The sequence below is a fragment of the Streptomyces sp. NPDC060194 genome (genome assembly GCF_042728285.1).
Classification (GTDB): Bacteria; Actinomycetota; Actinomycetes; order Streptomycetales; family Streptomycetaceae; genus Streptomyces.
Genome location: NZ_JBHWZH010000011.1, coordinates 1 through 18,767 on the forward strand (window position 1 = coordinate 1; position 18,767 = coordinate 18,767).

Here is an 18,767-nt window from a genome sequence, read left to right on the forward strand (position 1 = left end):
GGGCTGCCGCCCCGCACCCCCCGCTCACGGCTTCGTCGCGGAAACCTGCCTCTGGCCGGCGGCCTCAAGCGTCGGCGGGTCTTCGCACGATGCCTCTGGCGCGAACATCTGAACGATGGTTCACTGCTTCGATGGCATACCGCAAGACCCCCGCCGAACTCGGCCGGCTGGAAGCCGCACGCGAGCGTCTCGTCGTCTGTGCGACCGGGGTGGTCGCGGAGGTCGGGTGGGGGCAGGCGACGGTGGGTGCGGTGGCGGGCGCGGCGGGGATCGCGGCCGGGTCCGTCTACCAGCACTTTCCGTCGAAGGCCGCGCTGGCCGTGGAGGTGTTCCGGCGGGCGGCGGGGCGGGAGGTGGAGGTGCTGGGGGAGGTGCTGCGGGGGCCGGGGGAGCCGGTGGAGCGGCTGGCGCGGGGCGCGGAGGTGTTCGCGCGGCGGGCGCTGGAGAACCGCGGGCTGGCGTACGCGCTGCTCGCCGCGCCGGCGGACCCGGCGGTGGGTGAGGAGCGGCTCGCGCACCGGCGCCGGTACCGGGCCCTGTTCGCCGAGGTGGTCGGCGAGGGCGTCGCCACGGGACGACTGCCGCCGCAGAACGCCGAGATGACCGCCGCCGCCCTGACCGGGGCGATCGGCGAGGTCCTCGTCGACCCGCTCGCGGAGCCCGACGAGGCCGGGACGGAGGCCGTCGTCGCGGACCTCGTCGCCGTCGCGCTGCGCTGCGCGGGGGCCGCCGTACCGAAGCCGCAGCCGACGCCCGGACCGTAGCCCGACACCAGGAGGAACGCACCGTGTCCCGCACGCACGAAGTCACCAACCAGGCACCCCCGTTGATCGGCCACGACGCCGCCGACGACCCCGTACTCCTGGAGGGGGTCCGCCGGGAGGGCGCGGAGTGGGCGCTCGACGACCTGCACCGGATAGGCCGCCGCGCCACGGACGAGGACGTGCAGCGCTGGGCGGACCAGGCCAATCGCCACGAGCCGGAGCTGCGGACGCACGACCGGTACGGGAACCGGATCGACGAGGTCGAATTCCACCCCGCATACCACGCGCTGATGGAGGTCGCGATCGGCGAGGGGCTCGGCGGCAGCGCCTGGGCGGACCCGCGGCCGGGCGCGCACGTGGCACGGGCCGCGGGCTTCATGGTGTGGAGCGGTACGGAGGCGGGGCACGGCTGCCCGGTGTCGATGACGTACGCGGTCGTCCCCGCGCTGCGCCACGCGCCCGACCTCGCGAAGGCGTACGAGCCGCTGCTCACCAGCCGCGTCTACGACCCGGGCCTGCGCGCCCCCGCGGGCAAGCGCGGGCTGCTGGCCGGGATGGGGATGACGGAGAAGCAGGGCGGCTCCGACGTCCGCGCCAACACCACGACGGCGACCGAACAGGCCGACGGTTCCTGGCGGTTGCGCGGCCACAAGTGGTTCACCAGCGCCCCGATGAACGACCTGTTCCTCGTCCTCGCCCAGGCCCCCCGCGGCCTGTCGTGCTTCCTCGTGCCGCGCGTCCTGCCCGACGGCGGCCGCAACACCTTCCGCATCCAGCGGCTGAAGGACAAGCTCGGAAACCGCTCCAACGCCAGCAGCGAGCCGGAGTTCGACGAGACGGTGGCCTGGCTGGTCGGCGAGGAGGGGAAGGGCGTGCGGACCATCATCGACATGGTCACGATGACGCGCCTCGACTGCGTCCTCGGCTCCGCCGCCGGCATCCGCGCGGCGCTCGCCCAGGCGGCCCATCACGCCCGCCACCGCTCGGCGTTCGGCGCGAAGCTGATCGACCAACCGCTGATGCGCAACGTCCTCGCGGACCTCGCGCTGGAGTCCGAGGCGGCGACGACGCTCGCGCTGCGCCTCGCGGGCGCGGCCGACCGGGCGGTCCGCGGCGACGACGGCGAGCGCGCGCTGCTGAGGCTCGCGACGGCGGTCGGCAAGTACTGGGTGTGCAAGCGGCAGCCGGTCGCCGTCGCCGAGGCGCTGGAATGCCTCGGCGGCAACGGATATGACGAGGCGTCAGGTATGCCGCGCCTCTATCGCGACGCCCCGCTCAACGGCATCTGGGAGGGCTCGGGGAACGTCAACGCCCTGGACATGCTGCGGGCGTTGGCGCGCGAACCGCACTCTCTTCAGGCGTTCCGCGCGGAGGTCGACGCGGCCGCCGGAGCCGACCGGCGGCTCGACGCGGCCTGGCGCGAGCTGCAAGGGGAACTCGTCCTCACCGAGGACGCGCCCCTGCGCGCCCGCCGCGTCATCGAACGCGCCGCGCTCGTCCTGCAGGGCTCCCTCCTCGTCCGCCACGCGCCCGCCGCCGTCGCCGACGCCTTCTGCGCCTCCCGCCTCGCCGGCGACCGCGGCCTCGCCTTCGGCACCCTCCCGCCGGGCACCGACTTCGCCGGCCTGCTGGAGCGCCTGCCGGTCTGAGACCGGTTGCGGCGTGCGACGGACGCGGACAACGACGACCGGATCACCTTCGCCGGGTCTCCGCCGAGCTGGTCGACGGCCTCGGCGGCGAGCGCGGGACCTGCTCGCCTCGTCGACAGCCCCATGACCGCACGCGCCGTCCCGCCGGAGTAGCCGCGCGGCGGTCCCGCTCAGCAGGGCGCTGTCGGAGCTGCCCGCCTCGGGCCTCGCTCGTTGTAATGCCCATGTAACGGCCGCTCCCTAGCGTCCGTGCTCCCCGTTCCCGCCTGGAGGAGTACGTCGATGCAACTGGTCCGAGCGTCCCGGCGCAGAGGTGCCGTAGGGGTGGTGGTCGCGGTGGGTGCCGTGGCCGCGCTGATGGTGAGTCCGGGGCCCGCCGCGGCCGGGGAGGAGGGCGCGGCGAAGGTGGACGCCGGGCTGGCGCGCGCGGTTCAGGGCGATGGGCAGGCGTCGTTCTTCGTGGTGCTGAAGGACCGGGCCGACCTGTCGAAGGCGCGCAAGGGCAGGACGCACGCGGCGCGGGCGAAGGCCGCCGTGGGGGCGCTGCGGGCGGAGGCCGAGGAGAGCCAGCGGGGCCTGACGGCGTTCCTGGACCGGGAGAAGGTCGGCCACCGGGACTACTGGATCGCCAACGCGGTCCAGGTGACCGGGGACAAGGGCCTGGTGCAGAAGCTCGCCGCGCGCGACGACGTCGCCTCCGTCGTCCCGTCGCGGACCTACGCGCTCGACGACCTCACCGTCGGCGACGGCGGGCGGATCGCCAGGACCCGGACGGACGCGGCCGGCACGGACGCCGCCGACACCCCCGAGTGGGGGGTCGCCGACATCAAGGCCGACCAGGTCTGGTCGCAGTACGGCACCCGCGGCGAGGGCATCGTCATCGCCGACCTCGACTCCGGGGCGCAGTTCGACCACCCCGACCTCGTGAAGCAGTACCGCGGCAACAACGGCGACGGCACCTTCACCCACGACTACAACTTCTACGACCCGACCGGCCAGTGCGCTCCGGGCGGCGTCCCGTGCGACAACAACGGCCACGGCACCCACACCCTGGGCACGATGGTCGGCGCGAAGGGCGTCGGCGTCGCGCCGGGCGCGACCTGGATCGCGGCCAAGGGCTGCGAGACCTCGGCCTGTTCGGACGGGAACCTGCTCGCCGCCGGCCAGTGGATCCTCGCCCCGACCGACCGCAACGGGCAGAACCCGCGCCCCGACCTCGCGCCGAACATCGTCAACAACTCCTGGGGCGGCGGGAACACGACCTTCTACCAGGACATCGTCCAGGCGTGGAACGCCGCCGGCATCTTCGAGGCCTTCGCGGCCGGCAACGACGGCAACGGCACCCGCTGTTCGACCGCGCACGCCCCGGGAGCGCAGGCCCCCGCGTACGGCGTCGGAGCGTACGACGCCGCGGGGAGGATCGCCTCGTTCTCCGGGTTCGGCCCGTCCCTGGTCGACGGCTCCACGAAGCCGGACATCTCGGCGCCGGGCGTCGACATCCGCTCCACCTGGCCCGGTTCGGCGTACAAGGCGGAGTCGGGCACCTCGATGGCGACGCCGCACGTCTCCGGCGCGGTCGCGCTGCTCTGGTCGGCCTCCCCGTCGCTGATCGGGCAGATCGACGCCACCCGCGCGCTGCTCGACCAGGGCGCCCGGGACGTGGACGACACCCACTGCGGCGGCACGCCCGGCATGAACAACGTCTGGGGCGAGGGCAAGCTCGACATCCTCGCCTCCGTGGCCGCCGCCCCGCGCGACGCCGCGGCCGTCTCCGGCACCGTCACCGACAAGGCGACCGGCGCGAAGCTCCCCGGCGTCACCGTCACCGCGACCGGCGGGGCCGGCACCCGCTCCGTGCGCACCGGCGCCGACGGCACCTACCGGCTGTGGCTGCCGGCCGGCCGCTACGACTTCGCCTTCAGCGGCTACGGCTACGCCGACGGCTCCGCGAAGGCCGTCACGCTCACCGACGAGCAGGAGCTGACACAGGACGTGGCGCTGAGCCCCGTCGCCGCGCACCGCGTCACCGGAAGCGTCCTCGACGTGGCCGGCAAGCCGCTGGCCGGGGCGACCGTGGAGCTGACGGGCGCGCCCGTCCCGGCCGCCACCACCGACGCCACGGGCCGGTACACCCTGCCGCAGGTCGCCGAGGGCGCGTACCCGATGACGGTGACGCCCGCCGCGCCGACGCTGTGCAACGGCGTCTTCGAGGGCGAGCTGACCGTCGCCGGCGGCGACGCCGCCAAGGACGTCCGCACCCCGGCCCGCACCGACCGCTCGGGCAACAGCTGCGCGCCCGCCCCGTACGCGTGGATCGACGGCACGAAGAAGGTCGCGCTGAGCGGCGACGAGGACGCCGCGAGGATCACCCTGCCGTTCCCCGTGCGGCACTACGGCGTCTCGTACTCCAGCGCCTCGGTCACCACGAACGGCCTGGTCAACTTCCTGTCCTCGCGCGTCGGCGACTACCGCAACACCGCGCTGCCCACGAGCGGCCCGAACGGCGTCCGAGGCGTCGTCGCCCCGCTGTGGGACGACCTGACGCTCGGCAAGGGCGCGTCCGTGCAGACCGCCACGACCGGCGCCACGGGCGGCCGGAAGTTCGCGATCGTCTGGAACGACGCCGCCTACGCCGACGGGACCGCCGGCCGCGCCAGCTTCCAGGTCGTGTTCGACGAGGCGACCGGGGCGGCCACCTTCCAGTACCGGAAGGTCGCCGACCGGGGCGCCGGCGCCACCGTCGGCATCGCGGACCAGGCCGGCACCGACGCCCTGCAGTACTCCTACGACCAGCCCGTCCTCACCGACGGCACCGCGATCCGCTTCACCCAGGGAGCCACGTCATGAGACACCGTCAGCAGCGGCGGGCCCTGCGGCTCGCCTCCCTCCTGGTCGCGACCGGCCTGTGCGTCAGCGCGGCGCCGCAGGCGCTCGCCGAGGACGGCGGCACCGCCCTGCGGCTGAGCGCCGCCGAGGCGAGGACGCTCGCGGCGAACGTCGCGCTCGACCCGTACGGGAACGCCGACGGCGACCGGGACACCGTCAGCCCGCAGGCGCCGGACGCGCCGAAGGCGGTGGACGGGAGCCCGGGGAGCGGCGCTTCCGCGAGCGCGGCTTCCGGGGCCGACGCGCAGGCCGCCGTCGACCCCGCCACCAAGGTCACCCTGACCCCCACCGCCACCTTCGAGGGCGTGCGCGGCATGGGCGCGACCGTCCCGGTGGGGAAGAAGGGCGACTACTTCACCGTCCACAGCATGGGCTACGTCCAGCGCCATGCCGCCGACGGCAGCGAGACGTGGTCCCGCACCAGCTCGTCGTTCTACCCGGACTGGCAGGTCAAGCCGACCCAGGTGTGGCGGGTCGAGCCCTACCCCGCGCAGATCCTGATGGGCTACAACGCGGTCTCGCCGTTCGCCGCCACCTCCGACTCCGGCTACGCGACCGGGGACCTGTCCGGCGACGGGGTGCCCGACCTCGTGTTCTCCGCGCAGGTGGGCTCGCCGCCGTTCACCCGGCCGTTCACCGTGCCGGGCTCGCCGCTCAACACCGGCACCTTCGTGACCGTCCTGGACGGGTCCACCGGCCGGACGCTGTGGTCGAAGCTCTACAACCGGGCGTCGATGGTGAAGATCGCAGACGGCACGCTGCTCGTCGCCGACGCGCCCCGGCTCAGCGGCGACGCGAAGGTCCCGGCGACCGCGACCCTGACGCTGACCGGCATCCGCTTCGCGCCGGCGGACGGCAGGCTGACCCCGTCGTCCACCTGGACCTACGACAGCGGCGAGGCCCGGTACGCCAACTGGGGCGACGTCCAGGACCTCGGCAGGGGCAAGGTCGCCGCCTCCTGGAGCCTCCGCAAGGACACCGGGGTCACCCCCCGGGGCCGCACCCTCGTCCTCGACACGGCCGACGGCTCGGTGACCTGGCAGACCGACAGCCTGCTGTACGGCCGCAAGCTGCGCCTCGACGCGGGGCGCAAGCGGATCGTCGCCCTGGAGCAGGCCGACCCGACCGACGCGGTGCGCTACGAGATCACCGCGTACGACCTGGCCACCGGCCGGCGGGCGACCCTGGACGCGCGGGAGAACGTGGTGCCCACCGCGCTCATGGTCGGCGACGTCGCCGCGCGGGCGGGCGAGGAGTACGCCGTCGCCGAGTCCTCGCTGGACGAGAACCTGTTCGTCGCCGCGAGCACGGTCCGCGCCCTCGACGGGGCGGACCCGGGCCGGGCGGTGTGGTCGGCCACGGTCAAGCGGGACGCCGCCAACGGGCGTGACGCGGCGAGCATCTGGGGCCTCGCCGCCGCCGGCGGCCGCCTCGTCGCCTCCGCACAGGACGACCGCGCGATCGGCGGAGCCGAGAACCCCGGCGGCTCGCGGTTCGCGTCCCTGACCGTGTTCACGCCCAAGGGCGCCGTCGCCTGGCAGCACAAGGGCGTCACCGCCGCGCCGATGTACCAGGAGGTGTACACCAACGACGCCGGCGGCCACGTCCGGGTGGTCGACCAGTCGCAGAACATCCGGACCTACAAGCTGGCCAACGGCCGGTCCGAGAACGTCACTCCGCTCCAGGGCGACATCGGCGTCGCCGCGGCCGCCGACCTGGACCGGGACGGGCGCGACGACGTCGTCATGGCCGGCTCCTCCGACGGGGTGTGGGCGTACGCGGGCCCCTCGCTCGCCGGCGGCGCGCCGAAGCGGCTGTGGTGGGCCGCCGTGCCCGGCGCGGTCCACGACGTCCGCACCGGCGACGTGGACGGGGACGGGCGCCCGGAGGTCGTCGTGGCGGCCGACACCGCGACCGTCGTCCTCGACGGCCGTACGGGCAAGGTGCTGGCGACGATCGACGGCGGGGGCGCCTTCGTCCGCACGGTCGTGCTGGCCGACCTCGACGGCGACGGGGCGCAGGACCTCCTCGTCCCGACCGACGCCCTGCGCGCCTACCGCGGCGACGGCCACGCGCTGTGGACGTACGGCGCGCCGGAGGCGGCCGGCGAGGTGCGGTTCGCGGACCCGTCGGTGAACGACGGGACGGTGTACGCGTCGTACGCCTCGGTGAACGCGTTCGACCTTCAGGCCCCGGTGACCGCCGCCGTGGCGCTGAAGTCCCCGACGGGCGAGCAGCGCTGGTCCGCGGCGCCGGAGGCCCCCGCGGGCGCGGAGGGCGGTATCCGCACCGCGATCCCCGACGAGGGCGTCTTCGCCTCGAAGGAGATCCCCTACGCGGACGGGCACGCGGTGGCCTACCTGTGGGGGGTCCGCGCGCCGATCAAGAGGGACGGTACGACCGCGCTCAGCCCGCAGAACCACCTCGAGATCCGCGACGGCCGCACCGGCGAGGTGCTGCACTCCGGGCTCGCGGGCGGGCTGTGGACCCACAACGGCTTCTTCGCCGAGGACGGCGCGCTCTACCAGGCGGGCACGGCCGTGTACCGGCGGTACCTGGCCGACGGCGCGGACAAGAAGCAGGGCGTCACCCCCCAGTCCTACGGCGGTGCGTTCATGACCGGACCCGGCGGCCGCAAGCTGCTCGTGGGCGGGGCCGAGGCCGGACTCCACCTGTGGGACCCGAGCATCTTCGAGTCGGAGGACTCCTGGGCCCCCTCCGTCGGCAACGTGGTGCTCGGCGGGGCGCGCAACTTCCTCGCCGCGGACCTCGACGGCGACGGAGTGGACGAGGCGCTGTCCCTCAACGCCGACGACTACGGGCGGGACCGGTCGGCGGAGGAGTTCGGCGGCCGGTACCTGGTCACGGACAACGCGATCCACCAGGTGACGGTGTACAAGCTGTCCTGACCTGCGGCGATTCGCCCCTGGGTGCCACGGGCCCCCGGCTCTCCCGGCCGGGGGCCCGCTCCCGTGCTCGGCTAGAGTGCGTGCCTCATGAACGTAGATCCGCCGTCCGCCCCGCTGCTGAGGGTGTGTCTGCTCGGCGGCTTCCGGGTCAGCCGGGACGGCGGGCCCGAGGTCGCCGCGCGCTGGCCGAGGCCGAACGCGCGGGCGCTGGTGAAGCTGCTCGCCGTGACGCCGGGGCACCGGCTGCACCGGGAGCAGGTCATGGAGGCGTGCTGGCCCGACGCCGAACCGCGGGCCGCGGCGGGCCGGTTGCGGGTGGCGCTGCACGCCGCGCGGCACGCGCTGGAACCCGAACTGCCGCCGCGCGCCGCCTCGTCCTACCTGGTGTCCGACGGGGCGTTCCTGTTCCTGGACCCGGCCGTCGTACGGGTCGACGTGGACGAGGCGGAGGCCGCGGCGGAGGCGGCGCTGGTGACCGGGGACCGTGACGAACTGGGCCTTTCTGTGCGGGAGTTGCGCGGGGAGTTGCTGCCCGACGACCGGTACGTGTCCTGGGTGGAGGACCGGCGGGCCGGGCTCGTCCTGCTGCGGGAGCGGGTCCGGCTGCGGCTCGCGGCCGCTCACCTGGACCACGGGGCGCCGCGGGAGGCGGCAGCGGTCGCCGAGCAGATCCTGGAGGGCAGCCCCGCCGAGGAGCGGGCGCACCGGATCCTGCTCGACGCGGCCCTGCGGCAGGGGCGGCGGCGGGAGGCGGTCCGCGCCTACCACCGCTGCCGGGAGGCGCTCGCCGCGGAACTCGGTGTGGCCCCGGGGCCGGAGACGGAGCGGCTGCACCGGCTCGCCCTGGCCGCCGGGCCCGCCGCCGCGCCCGCGCCCGTCCTCCCCGCGCCGCTGCGCACCCGGCCCGCGACGCCGCTACGGGGGCGGGACGCCGAACTCGGCAGGCTGCTGGGGAGCGGCGGCCCGCCCGTCGTCCTGCTGACCGGCGAGGCCGGCGTCGGCAAGACCCGGCTCGCGGGGGAGGCGGCCCGGCGGGCGGCGGCGGAGGGGGCCGCGGTGCTGTGGGGCGGCGCGCGGGACGCGGAGGGCCGCACCCCGTACGGGGCGTTCGCCGAGGCGCTCGACGGGTGGCTCGCCGAACACGACGCGGCGGAGCGCGGGAGGGTCGGCGGGGAGTACCCGGAGCTGGCCGCGTTCCTGCCGTCCCTCGGGCAGGCCCGGGCCGGAGGCGGCCGCAGCCCCGAGGAGGAACGCGACCGGCTCTTCCGCGCGAGCACCGCCCTGCTCGGCGACCTCGCCGCGGCCCGGCCCGTGCGGATCGTCCTCGACGACCTGCACGCCGCCGACGCCGGCTCCTTCCAGCTCCTCGGCCACCTCGCCCGCCGCGCGGCCGAGCGCCGCCTGCCCCTGCGCTTCCTCGTCACCTACCGCGACGAGGAGCTGCCCCCGGACGACCCCCGCCGCTGGTCCCTGACCGCGCTGGTCCGCCAGGGCCTCGCGACGGAGGAGCCGGTCGCCCGCCTCGGCGAGCAGGCGTGCCTGGCCCTCGCGCGGGACGCGCTGGGGAGGGATCCACGGTCGCGGGCCGCGCAGGACCCCGGCCCGGGCGGTCGCGCCCCGGCGGCCGGGCAGGCGCCGAGCCGGGGCGCGGCGGCCACGGACGTGCCGGGTCCGGCCGGGGCGGATCGTGCCGGTGCGCGCGTGGCTCCCGCGGCCGCGGACGGGGTGGAGCCGGCCGCGGCGGAGGCGCGGTTGCGGCGGGTGTGGCGGTTGTCGCTCGGCAATCCGCTGTTCGCGCTCGAACTGGCGCGCGCGGACGACGCGTCCGCGGGCGAGGCGGGGGCGCCGACGGGGGTGCGGCAGCTGGTGGGGGAGCGGCTGGTGCGGCTCCCGCCCGACGCGCGGCGGCTCGTGGAGGCGCTGGCCGTCGCCGGCGGGCACGCCGCGCTGGGCGAGCTGCTCGACGTCGCCGAGCGCGGGCTCGTCCCGTCGCTCGGCCCGGCGGCCGCCGCCGACGCCGTGGAGGACGCGATCGGCGCGTCGCTGATCGAGGAGCGGCGGATCGTCGCGGCCGGCCGCAGCGAGGACGGGCTCGCCTTCCGGCACCCGCTGGTCCGCCTCACCTGCTACGAGCAGCTCACGACGGCCCGACGCCGTCAGCTCCACGGCGCGTTCGGCCGCGCGGTGCTGCGCCGCCGCCCCGACGCCGTCGACACGCTCGCCCTGCACTTCGCCCGCGCCGACGACCCCTCCGCTGCCGACCACCTGCGCCGCGCGGCCGAGCGCGCCGCGACCCTGTACGCCAACGACGCCGCCGACCGCTACTACCGCGAGCTGGTCGCCCGGCTCGACGTCGACGCCGCCCGCGCGCGGCTCGCCCACGGCCAGGTGCTGGCTCGGATGGGCCGGTTCGCCCAGGCCGCCGACGTGCTGCGGCCGGCCCTCGCGGAGTTCGCGCGGCGCGGCGAACGGGACGCCGGCGTCCTCGCCGCCGCCCGGCTCGCCGACGCCCTCGTCAAGGCCGGCGCCCCGGACGCCGCCGACGACGTGCTGCGCCGCCACCCCGCCCGCGGGACCGACGCCCCCGCCCCGCTGACCGCCCACCACCTCGCCCTGTCCGCCATCCGCTGGTTCCAGGGCCGCTACGACGACGGGCACGCGGCCGCGGGCCGGGCGCTGGCGGCCGCCCGGCGGGTGCCCGAGGCCGCGGGGCAGAGCCTGGTCGCCCGGGCGCACGTCCTGCAGGCCACCAACCTCGGTCTCGCGGGACGCTTCGGGCCGGCCTGCGCCGCGGCGGACCGTGCGCTGGCCCCGGCGGAGGCCTCCGGCGACCCGACGCTGCTCGGATCGGTCCTGTCCACCCTGCGGGAGAACGCCCGCCGGGCCGGCCGGCTGCACGAGGCGCAGGAGATCGGCCGGCGGGCGCTCGACCTCGCCGAACGCTCGGGCGCCGTGACCTCCGCCGCGTTCGAACGGGCCAACCTGGCCGAACTGTGGCTGCTGCTCGGCGACCCGGAGACCGCCCGCGGCTACGCCGAGGCCGCGGTGGAGGGCGCGGACTGGGAGGGCGCGAGCAGCCTGCCGTACACGCTGGCCGCCCTCGCCCGGGTCCGGTGGGAGGCGGGCGAGCGGACGGCGGCCGTGACGGCGCTGGACCGCGCGGAGGCCTGCGCCGCCGCGCGCGGCGACCGCCAGGCCGACGACGTCGTCTCCCGCGTCCGCGCCGAGTTCGCCCTCCTCGACGGGGACGCCGAGACCGCCCTCCGCGCCCTCGACGCGGCCGCCCTCGGCGCGCCCGTGCTGACCGCCTGGGCCGAACTCCTCGCCGGGCGGACCGAGTCGGCCCGCCTGCTCGCCGCCGCCGAGGCCGCCCGCGCGGCCCGCACCGGCGAGCGGCTCGCCGAGGCCGACGCGGGCGTGGTGCACGCCGCCGCCCTCGCCCGGCTCGGCGCGACCGCCGACGCCGACCGCACGCTGTCCCGAGCCGAGGAACTGTGCCGGGCCCTGCCGTACCCGGCGGGGACCCGACGGGTGGCCCGGGCACGCGAACGGCTGCACGAGGGGTGGGCGGGGCGCTGACGGGGCCGACGCGGCGCCGAGCGATCGACGCGGCGCTGAGCTGACCGGGCGGCGGGACACCCGGACGGGCGGAGCCATGCAGGTGCACCTGCGCGGCTCGTCACTGTTCGAACTCGATCATGACGGAGCGTCATGTCAGGCTGACGGAGTCCTGCCCGCCCCGCACGAAAGTGGCCCTGCATGACAGAACACGCGCGCCGAGGGGGACCCCGGCGCCGTCCCCCGCTCGCGCTGATGCTCGGCACCGCCCTGACGGTCGTCGCCCTGGCCTCCGCGCTGCCGGAACCGGTCAGCGCCGACGCACCCGAGCGCACGGAGGCCGCGGCCCGCGCCGCCGCGCCCGGGGTGCCCGCGGAGCCGACGGTCGTGTACCAGGAGGACTTCGAGGCCGGCGGCGACGCCCCGGTCCTGCTCACCGGCTACACCGGCGCAGCTCCGACGTCGATGACGTACACCGCCGATCCGAAGTGGCTCAGCGGCTGCAACGGCTGGGTGATCGACTACGCCAACTCGGCGAAGCACCAGCCCGGCATCAAGTCCTGCACGCAGGAGACCTTCTGGAACGACTCCCGGGCCCTCGTCCGGGACATCGGCCGCTACAAGAACCCCGGCGCGCCGGACGGCAACACCGGCGTCACCGCGTTCACCTACGGGCCCCCCGGCGCGAACAAGGTGCAGTTCGCGACGGAGAGGCCGATCCCGCTGCCGGCGAAGAACCGGTTCCTGACGTTCGCGGTCACCACGGCTGCCCGCAACTGCTTCGCGGCCGCCCCGCTCATGAAGTTCTCGCTGGTGAACGGCTCGGAGCGGATCTCCACGTCCACCAAGCCGCTCAACCCCTGCACGGACTCCAGGGCCGTCACCCCGCAGGGCGGCTCCTCCCGGGTGCTCGACGCCGCCGCCGACACTCCCTACCTGTTCACGGGCGACCAGCTCGGCATCGAAATGGTCAACGCGCAGGGTACCGACGCGGGCAACGACCATGCCTTCGACGACATCCGCGTCCTCGACGTCACCCCGCAGGTCGACAAGGCGTTCGCCGACGAGGCCGTGCCGTCCGGCGGCACCACCCGGCTGACGTTCACCGTCACCAACACCTCCGACCTGCTGGTCAAGAAGGGCTGGTCGTTCACCGACACCCTGCCCGCCGGCATGACCGTCGCGACCGCGCCCGACGCGCGGACGACCTGTGCGAACGGGGCCGTCACCGCGACGCCCGGCGGGACGTCCGTCCGGCTCAAGGGCGACCTGGACGCCGGGCAGACCTCCTGCACGCTGAGCGTGGACGTCACCGCTCCGCGGGGCGAGTACGAGAACTGCGCGGAGAACGTCGGGGAGCTCGTGGGCGTCAACGCCCCGGGCTGCGCCACCGTGCGGTTCGCCGACCCGCGCTACACCATCACCAAGACCTCGTCCCCGGCCGACGGTGAGCCGGTCGCGCTGGGCGCCGCGGTCGACTACACCGTCGTCGTGGAGAACCCCGGCGACGTACCCGTCCGGGCGACCGTCTCCGACGACCTCACCGCCGTCCTGGACGACGCCGACTACAACGCCGACGCGAAGGCCGACACCGGAACCGTCGCCTACGCCCGTCCGAAGCTCGACTGGTCGGGGACGCTCGCGCCCGGCGCGAAGGCCCGGATCACCTACTCGGTGACCACGAAGCAGTCCGGCGGCGACCGGCTCCTGACGAACACCGTCACCGGCTCCCCGCAGTCCAACTGCCCCACCGGTACGGAGACCGGCTGCACGACCAGCGTCGGGACGCCGAGCCTGGAGATCGTCAAGACCGCCGACCGTGCGAACGCGAAACCGGGCGAGAAGGTGACCTACACCGTGGTCGCCACCAACGCCGGCAAGGGCGCCTACCGCGACGCGCGCATCACCGACGACCTCACCGAGGTCCTGGACGACGCCGCGTACGGGGAGGACGCCGGAGCGACCTCGGGCGAAGTGGCCTATGCGGAGCCGGAGTTGACCTGGAGGGGCGACATCGCGGCGGGCGGGAGGGTCACGCTCACGTACTCCGTCACCGTCAAGGCCCCCGACGCCGGAGACCAGGAGCTCGCGAACGCCGTCACCGGCCCGCCCGGCTCCAACTGCGTTGCGGGCAGTGCCGATCCGGACTGCTCCACCACCGTCGGGATCCCGACGTTCGACGTCGCCAAGACCGTCGACCGGACGGCCGCGAAGTCGGGCGACAAGGTCGCCTACACCCTCACCGTCACCAACACCGGCAAGGGCACGTACACCGGCGCCCGGTTCACCGACGACCTGGGCGGGGTGCTCGACGACGCCGCCTACAACGACGACGCCACGGCGACGTCGGGTGAAGTGGCTTACAGCGAGCCGAAGTTGTCGTGGAAGGGCGACATCCCGGAGAAGGGGGCCGTCACCGTCCGCTACTCCGTCGACGTCGACGACCCGGCCGCCGGCGACCGGACGCTGGGCAACACCGTCACCACGGACGTCCCCGGCGGCCCCTGCCCCGCGGGCGGCACCGACCCCGACTGCGGGACCACGACGGACCTCCCCGCCCTGAAGATCGAGAAGACGGCCGACACGGCGCGGCCCCGACCCGGCGACACCGTCACCTACACGGTGACCGTCGAGAACGACGGCAAGGCCGCCTACCCCGGCGCCACCTTCACCGACGACCTCTCCGCGCTCCTCGACGACGCCGAGTACCAGGGCGACGCCGCCGCGACCTCGGGCGAAGTCGCCTACGCCGACCGGAAGCTGACGTGGGAGGGCGACCTCGCCGAGGGCGCCGTCGCCCTCGTCACCTACTCCGTCAAGGTGAAGGCCCTCGCCGATCGGACGGGCGACGGGAAGCTGGACAACCAGGTCGTCGGCGGCCCCGGGTCGAACTGCCCCGCGGACTCGACCGACCCCGACTGCCGGGTCGACCTGCCGTCCCGCGTCTTCGACTTCGGTGACGCGCCCGACAGCTACGGCACCACCCTGCGCGAGCGCGGCGCCCACCACGAGATCGTCCCCGGCCTCCACCTGGGTGCGGCGGTCGAGGCGGACGACGACGGCCAGCCCGACGCCGACACCGGACGGGACACCGCCGAGGACGCCCTGCCGCCCGTGGTCACCCACCAGCAGCACGCGGCCGGCCTCACCCGCACGATCCCGGTGACCAACACCACCGGTGAGCCCGCCGTCCTCGCCGGCTGGATCGACGTCGACGGCGACGGCGCCTTCGAGGCCACCGAGGCCGCCCGGGCGGCGGTCGCCGACGGCGCGACCGAGGCCCGGCTCAGCTGGGACGGCCTCGCGGACATGAAGCCGGGCACGAGCTACCTGCGGCTGCGGCTCTTCGGGGACGAGGCGGCCGCCCCGGCCCGCCGCGCCACCGCCGACATCCAGCCGACCGGCCTCGGCGGCCCCGGCGAGGTCGAGGACCACCGGCTCCTCGTCGAGGAGACGCACCTGAGCATGACCAAGACCGCCGCCCCGGCCTCGGTGGAGCCCGGCGGCACGGTGACCTACACCGTCGCCGTCACCAGCGACAGCACCGCCGAGTACACCGGCGCCACGTTCACCGACGACCTCACCGAGGTTCTCGACGACGCCGACTACAACGCCGACGCGGAGGCGTCGGCGGGCACGGTGACCTACGCCGAGCCGGAGCTGACCTGGAACGGCACGGTGCCGGCGGGCGGGACGGTGACGGTCACCTACTCGGTGGCGGTGGCCTCGCCGCTGCGGGGCGACGGGGAGCTGGTGAACGCGGTCACCGGGCCCGGCGGGTCCACGTGCGCGGCCGGATCGGGTGACACCCGGTGTGCGACGACGGTGGACGTGGTGCCGCCGGCGTCCCCCTCGCCGACCCCGACCCCCACCCCGACGCCTTCCGACCCCGCGCCCTCTCCGACGCCGACGCCGTCGCCGTCGCCTTCGTCCCCGTCCCCCGGATCCCCGACCCCGACCGCGCGCGACGCGTCGGACAACCCCCGCCGCCCCTCCGCTGCCGCTGACCCGTCCCCGCACGCCCGGCACGCGCTGCCCGACACCGGCTCCTCCTCCGCCCCCTGGTGGGCGGCGGCCGGCGCCGTGCTCGCCCTGACGGCCGGCGGCCTGCTGACGGCCGCCGCCCGCCGACGGCACCGCGACTAGCGCCCCGTCTCCTCCCACCCACGAACGCGGGCCGGTGTCCTCCGGGGCACCGGCCCGCGGTGCGTCGGCGCGGAAGAGGCCTGCGCCACCGGCCGGTTACGGTGGGCGCGTGCCGGTCAGTAGGGTGACGGCCGACGCCCCTGACACGTCCCCGAGGAGTACGCGTGACCACCGTCCCCGAGACGAGCGCCCCGCCCGCCGTGCCCTTCGGTGCGGAGCACACCGACCGCGAGATCCGCCAACAGCCGCGTGTGTGGGCGGAGATGCGGGAGCGGGTGCGCGAACAGCGCGACGCGCTCGACGCGTTCCTCGCGCCGCTGCTCGCCGAGCCGGGGCTGCGCGTGGTGCTCACCGGAGCCGGGACCTCCGCCTACGCCGGAGGCGTCGTCCGCTCGGCGCTCGCCGCCGTGCTCGGCGTCACCGTGGAGGCGGTGGCCACGACCGACATCGTCGCGGAGCCGGCCGGCTGCTTCGAGGACCGGGCGCGGCCCACGCTCCTCGTCTCGTTCGCCCGCTCGGGGCAGAGCCCGGAGAGCCTCGCCGCCACGGAGATCGCCGACCGGCTCCTCGACCGGTGCGCGCACCTCGTGATCACCTGCAACGCCGGCGGCGCGCTCGCCGTCGCCCACCGCGACCGCGCGGGCTCCCACGTCCTGCTGACCCCGTCCGAGGCGGAGGACCGCGGCTTCGCGATGACGTCCAGCCTCACCTGCATGCTCCTGGGCGCGCTCGACGCGCTGGGCCGCGGCCGGGTTCGCGGACTCGGCGCGGCGGCGCAGGCGGCGGCCGCCGTCCTCACCCCGGACTCCACCGCCCGGATCACCGCGTTCGCCCGCCGCGACCTGGACCGTTTCGTCCACCTCGGGAGCGGGCCGCTGAAGGCGCTGGCGGGCGAGTCGGCGCTCAAGCTGCTCGAGCTGACCGGCGGCAGGGTCGGCTCGCTGCCCGAGACGTCGCTCGGCTTCCGGCACGGCCCCAAGGCGTTCCTGACCCCCCGCACCGGCGTGCTGCTCTTCGTCTCGAACGACCCGCACACCCGCCGCTACGACCTCGACATCCTGCGCGAACTGGCCGGCGCGCTCCCCGCCGGGCAGGTCGTCGCCGTGGCCGGACGGGCCGACGGCCTCGCCGAGGCCGCACCCGCGGCGGAGGCCTGGTTGCTGCCGGGCATGTCGGAGGCCGACGACGCGGCGCTCGCGCTGCCCGCGGTGGTCTGCGCCCAGCTCGTGGCGCTGCACGCCTCGCTCCGGCTCGGCATCACCCCCGACAACCCCTTCCCGGCGGGCGAGGTCAACCGCGTGGTCCAGGGGGTCACCATCCACCCCCTGGACTGAGCGGACGCTCCCGGCACGCAGGCGCGGCTACGGCGGCGGTGCCGCCCGCTCCAGGTCCCACACCACCCGCTTCCTGCGCGGCCCCCGCACCAGCGCCGATGTCTCGGAGACGAAGGCCGCGGCGGCGTTGATGAACCAGTACGCGAAGGGGTACAGGGGCAGGAGCAGGCAGGCGTACCCAAGCCGGGGGTCGAGGCGGCGTTCGACGACGACGGCGACGGTGATCTGCAGGACGGCGACGACGGCGATGCCGACGCCCCACGCGATCATCCAGCGGAACTTCGTCTCCTCGTCGAACACCAGCCACTGGAATAGTGTCCAGGCGCCGACGCAGACCATCGCTAGGACCCAGAGGTAGGACAGCAGCGCCTCCAGGGCGACCGGCCAGAGGGGCGCGTTGCGGGAGCGCAGCAGGGTGCGGGCGTGGGTGCGCAGGACCTCGCCCTGGCCGCGGGCCCAGCGGGTGCGCTGCCGCCAGATGGTCCGCAGCGTCTGCGGGACCTCCATGCCGACGAGCGCGCGGGGCTCGTAGCCCGTCAGGTACCCGGCCTCCAGGAGGCGCCAGGTCAGGTCGATGTCCTCGGTCGCCATCCGCGGGTCGTAGCCGCCGACGGCGAGCACCGCGTCGCGGCGGAAGAGGCCGAGGACGCCCGCGACGACCCCGACCCGTCCGGCCAGCGCGTGCGTGCGGCGCATCAGGCCGATCGACGCGGCCGACTCCAGCACCTGCATGGCGGTGATCAGGCGTTCGCGGTTGGTGACCCGCGGACTGCCGGCCACCGCGGCGTAGCGCGGGGAGCGCCCGATCCGTGCGACCAGGTAGCGGACGGCGGTCGGGTGCAGATGGGTGTCCGCGTCCGTCACCAGGACGAGGTCGTGGCGGGCGCGGCGCATGCCGGCGTTGAGCCTGTCGGCCTTGCCCGTGTTGACGGGGTCGGCGACGACGTCCACCCGCGGGTCGTCCCCGGCGGCGGCGAGGGCCGCGGCCGCGGTGCCGTCGGTGGAGCCGTCGTCCAGGACCAGGATCTCCAGGCGCGGGTAGTCCACCAGGCGCAGCGCCTCGACGCACTGGGCGATCACCCGCGACTCGTTGAACGCGGGGACGAGCACGGTCACCCCCGGCCAGCCGCCGGGCGGGGCGACGGGAGTGGCGCGCTCGTGCAGGACGCGGAAGGCGATCCCGCCGACGATCCACGCCGCGGCCGTCACCACCGGGTAGAAGGCGACGTAGACGAGCAGCACGTCAAGGAAGGTCACGGCGCTCCCCCCGGCGGCGCAGCAGGATCCCCCAGGTGACGACGACCGCGAAGACGGCCAGGGAGACCGCGAACACGAGCAGCAGTCGGACCATGATGTCGGTGCGGTCGAGGAGGGCCACCACGAGCCAGCCGGCCGCCACCCAGATCAGCGCGCCGCCCAGGAACGCCCACACCCGGCGCTGCCGGGAGGCGGGGCGGGAGGGGGAGAAGGCGAGGCGGACCCGCGGCGGTGGCGTGGTCATGGCGTTCCCTCCGTGGCGCG

The 18,767-nt window shown here is 75.6% G+C and carries 9 protein-coding genes; 7 read left to right on the forward strand and 2 right to left on the reverse strand.

Annotated elements, in window-relative coordinates:
• Positions 1-131 precede the first annotated feature (131 nt).
• The 7 genes from ACFWEG_RS04025 (at position 132) to ACFWEG_RS04055 (ending at position 17,246) form a co-directional block, all read left to right on the forward strand.
• The gene (locus ACFWEG_RS04025) at positions 132-764 is read left to right on the forward strand and encodes a TetR/AcrR family transcriptional regulator (protein ID WP_387208902.1); all 633 of its coding nucleotides are present in this window, start codon (positions 132-134) and stop codon (positions 762-764) included.
• Between the two features lie 23 nt (positions 765-787).
• Positions 788-2,413 carry an acyl-CoA dehydrogenase family protein gene (locus ACFWEG_RS04030; protein WP_387208904.1) on the forward strand — a complete coding sequence of 542 codons (1,626 nt, stop codon included), beginning with the start codon at positions 788-790 and terminating at the stop codon, positions 2,411-2,413.
• Positions 2,414-2,695: 282 nt separating this feature from the next.
• Positions 2,696-5,260, forward strand: coding sequence for a S8 family serine peptidase (locus ACFWEG_RS04035; RefSeq protein WP_387208906.1), 2,565 nt, complete (start codon positions 2,696-2,698; stop codon positions 5,258-5,260).
• Positions 5,257-8,208: an FG-GAP repeat domain-containing protein gene (locus tag ACFWEG_RS04040; protein WP_387208908.1), complete on the forward strand. Its 2,952-nt coding sequence runs from the start codon at positions 5,257-5,259 to the stop codon at positions 8,206-8,208. The genes ACFWEG_RS04035 and ACFWEG_RS04040 overlap by 4 nt, the downstream gene beginning before the upstream one ends.
• Before the next feature lie 87 nt (positions 8,209-8,295).
• Positions 8,296-11,787, forward strand: coding sequence for an ATP-binding protein (locus ACFWEG_RS04045; protein ID WP_387208910.1), 3,492 nt, complete (start codon positions 8,296-8,298; stop codon positions 11,785-11,787).
• A gap of 180 nt (positions 11,788-11,967) precedes the next feature.
• Positions 11,968-15,912: a GEVED domain-containing protein gene (locus ACFWEG_RS04050; RefSeq protein WP_387208912.1), complete on the forward strand. Its 3,945-nt coding sequence runs from the start codon at positions 11,968-11,970 to the stop codon at positions 15,910-15,912.
• Positions 15,913-16,076: 164 nt separating this feature from the next.
• Entirely contained in the window at positions 16,077-17,246 is a 1,170-nt protein-coding gene (locus ACFWEG_RS04055; protein ID WP_387208914.1) for an SIS domain-containing protein, read from the forward strand.
• Between the two features lie 27 nt (positions 17,247-17,273).
• Here ACFWEG_RS04055 and ACFWEG_RS04060 read toward each other — a convergent pair whose 3' ends face one another.
• On the reverse strand, positions 17,274-18,503 hold the full coding sequence (locus ACFWEG_RS04060) for a glycosyltransferase (protein ID WP_387208916.1): 1,230 nt from the start codon (positions 18,501-18,503) through the stop codon (positions 17,274-17,276).
• Entirely contained in the window at positions 18,490-18,747 is a 258-nt protein-coding gene (locus ACFWEG_RS04065; protein ID WP_387208918.1) for a hypothetical protein, read from the reverse strand. The genes ACFWEG_RS04060 and ACFWEG_RS04065 overlap by 14 nt, the downstream gene beginning before the upstream one ends.
• Between the last annotated feature and the right edge of the window lie 20 nt (positions 18,748-18,767).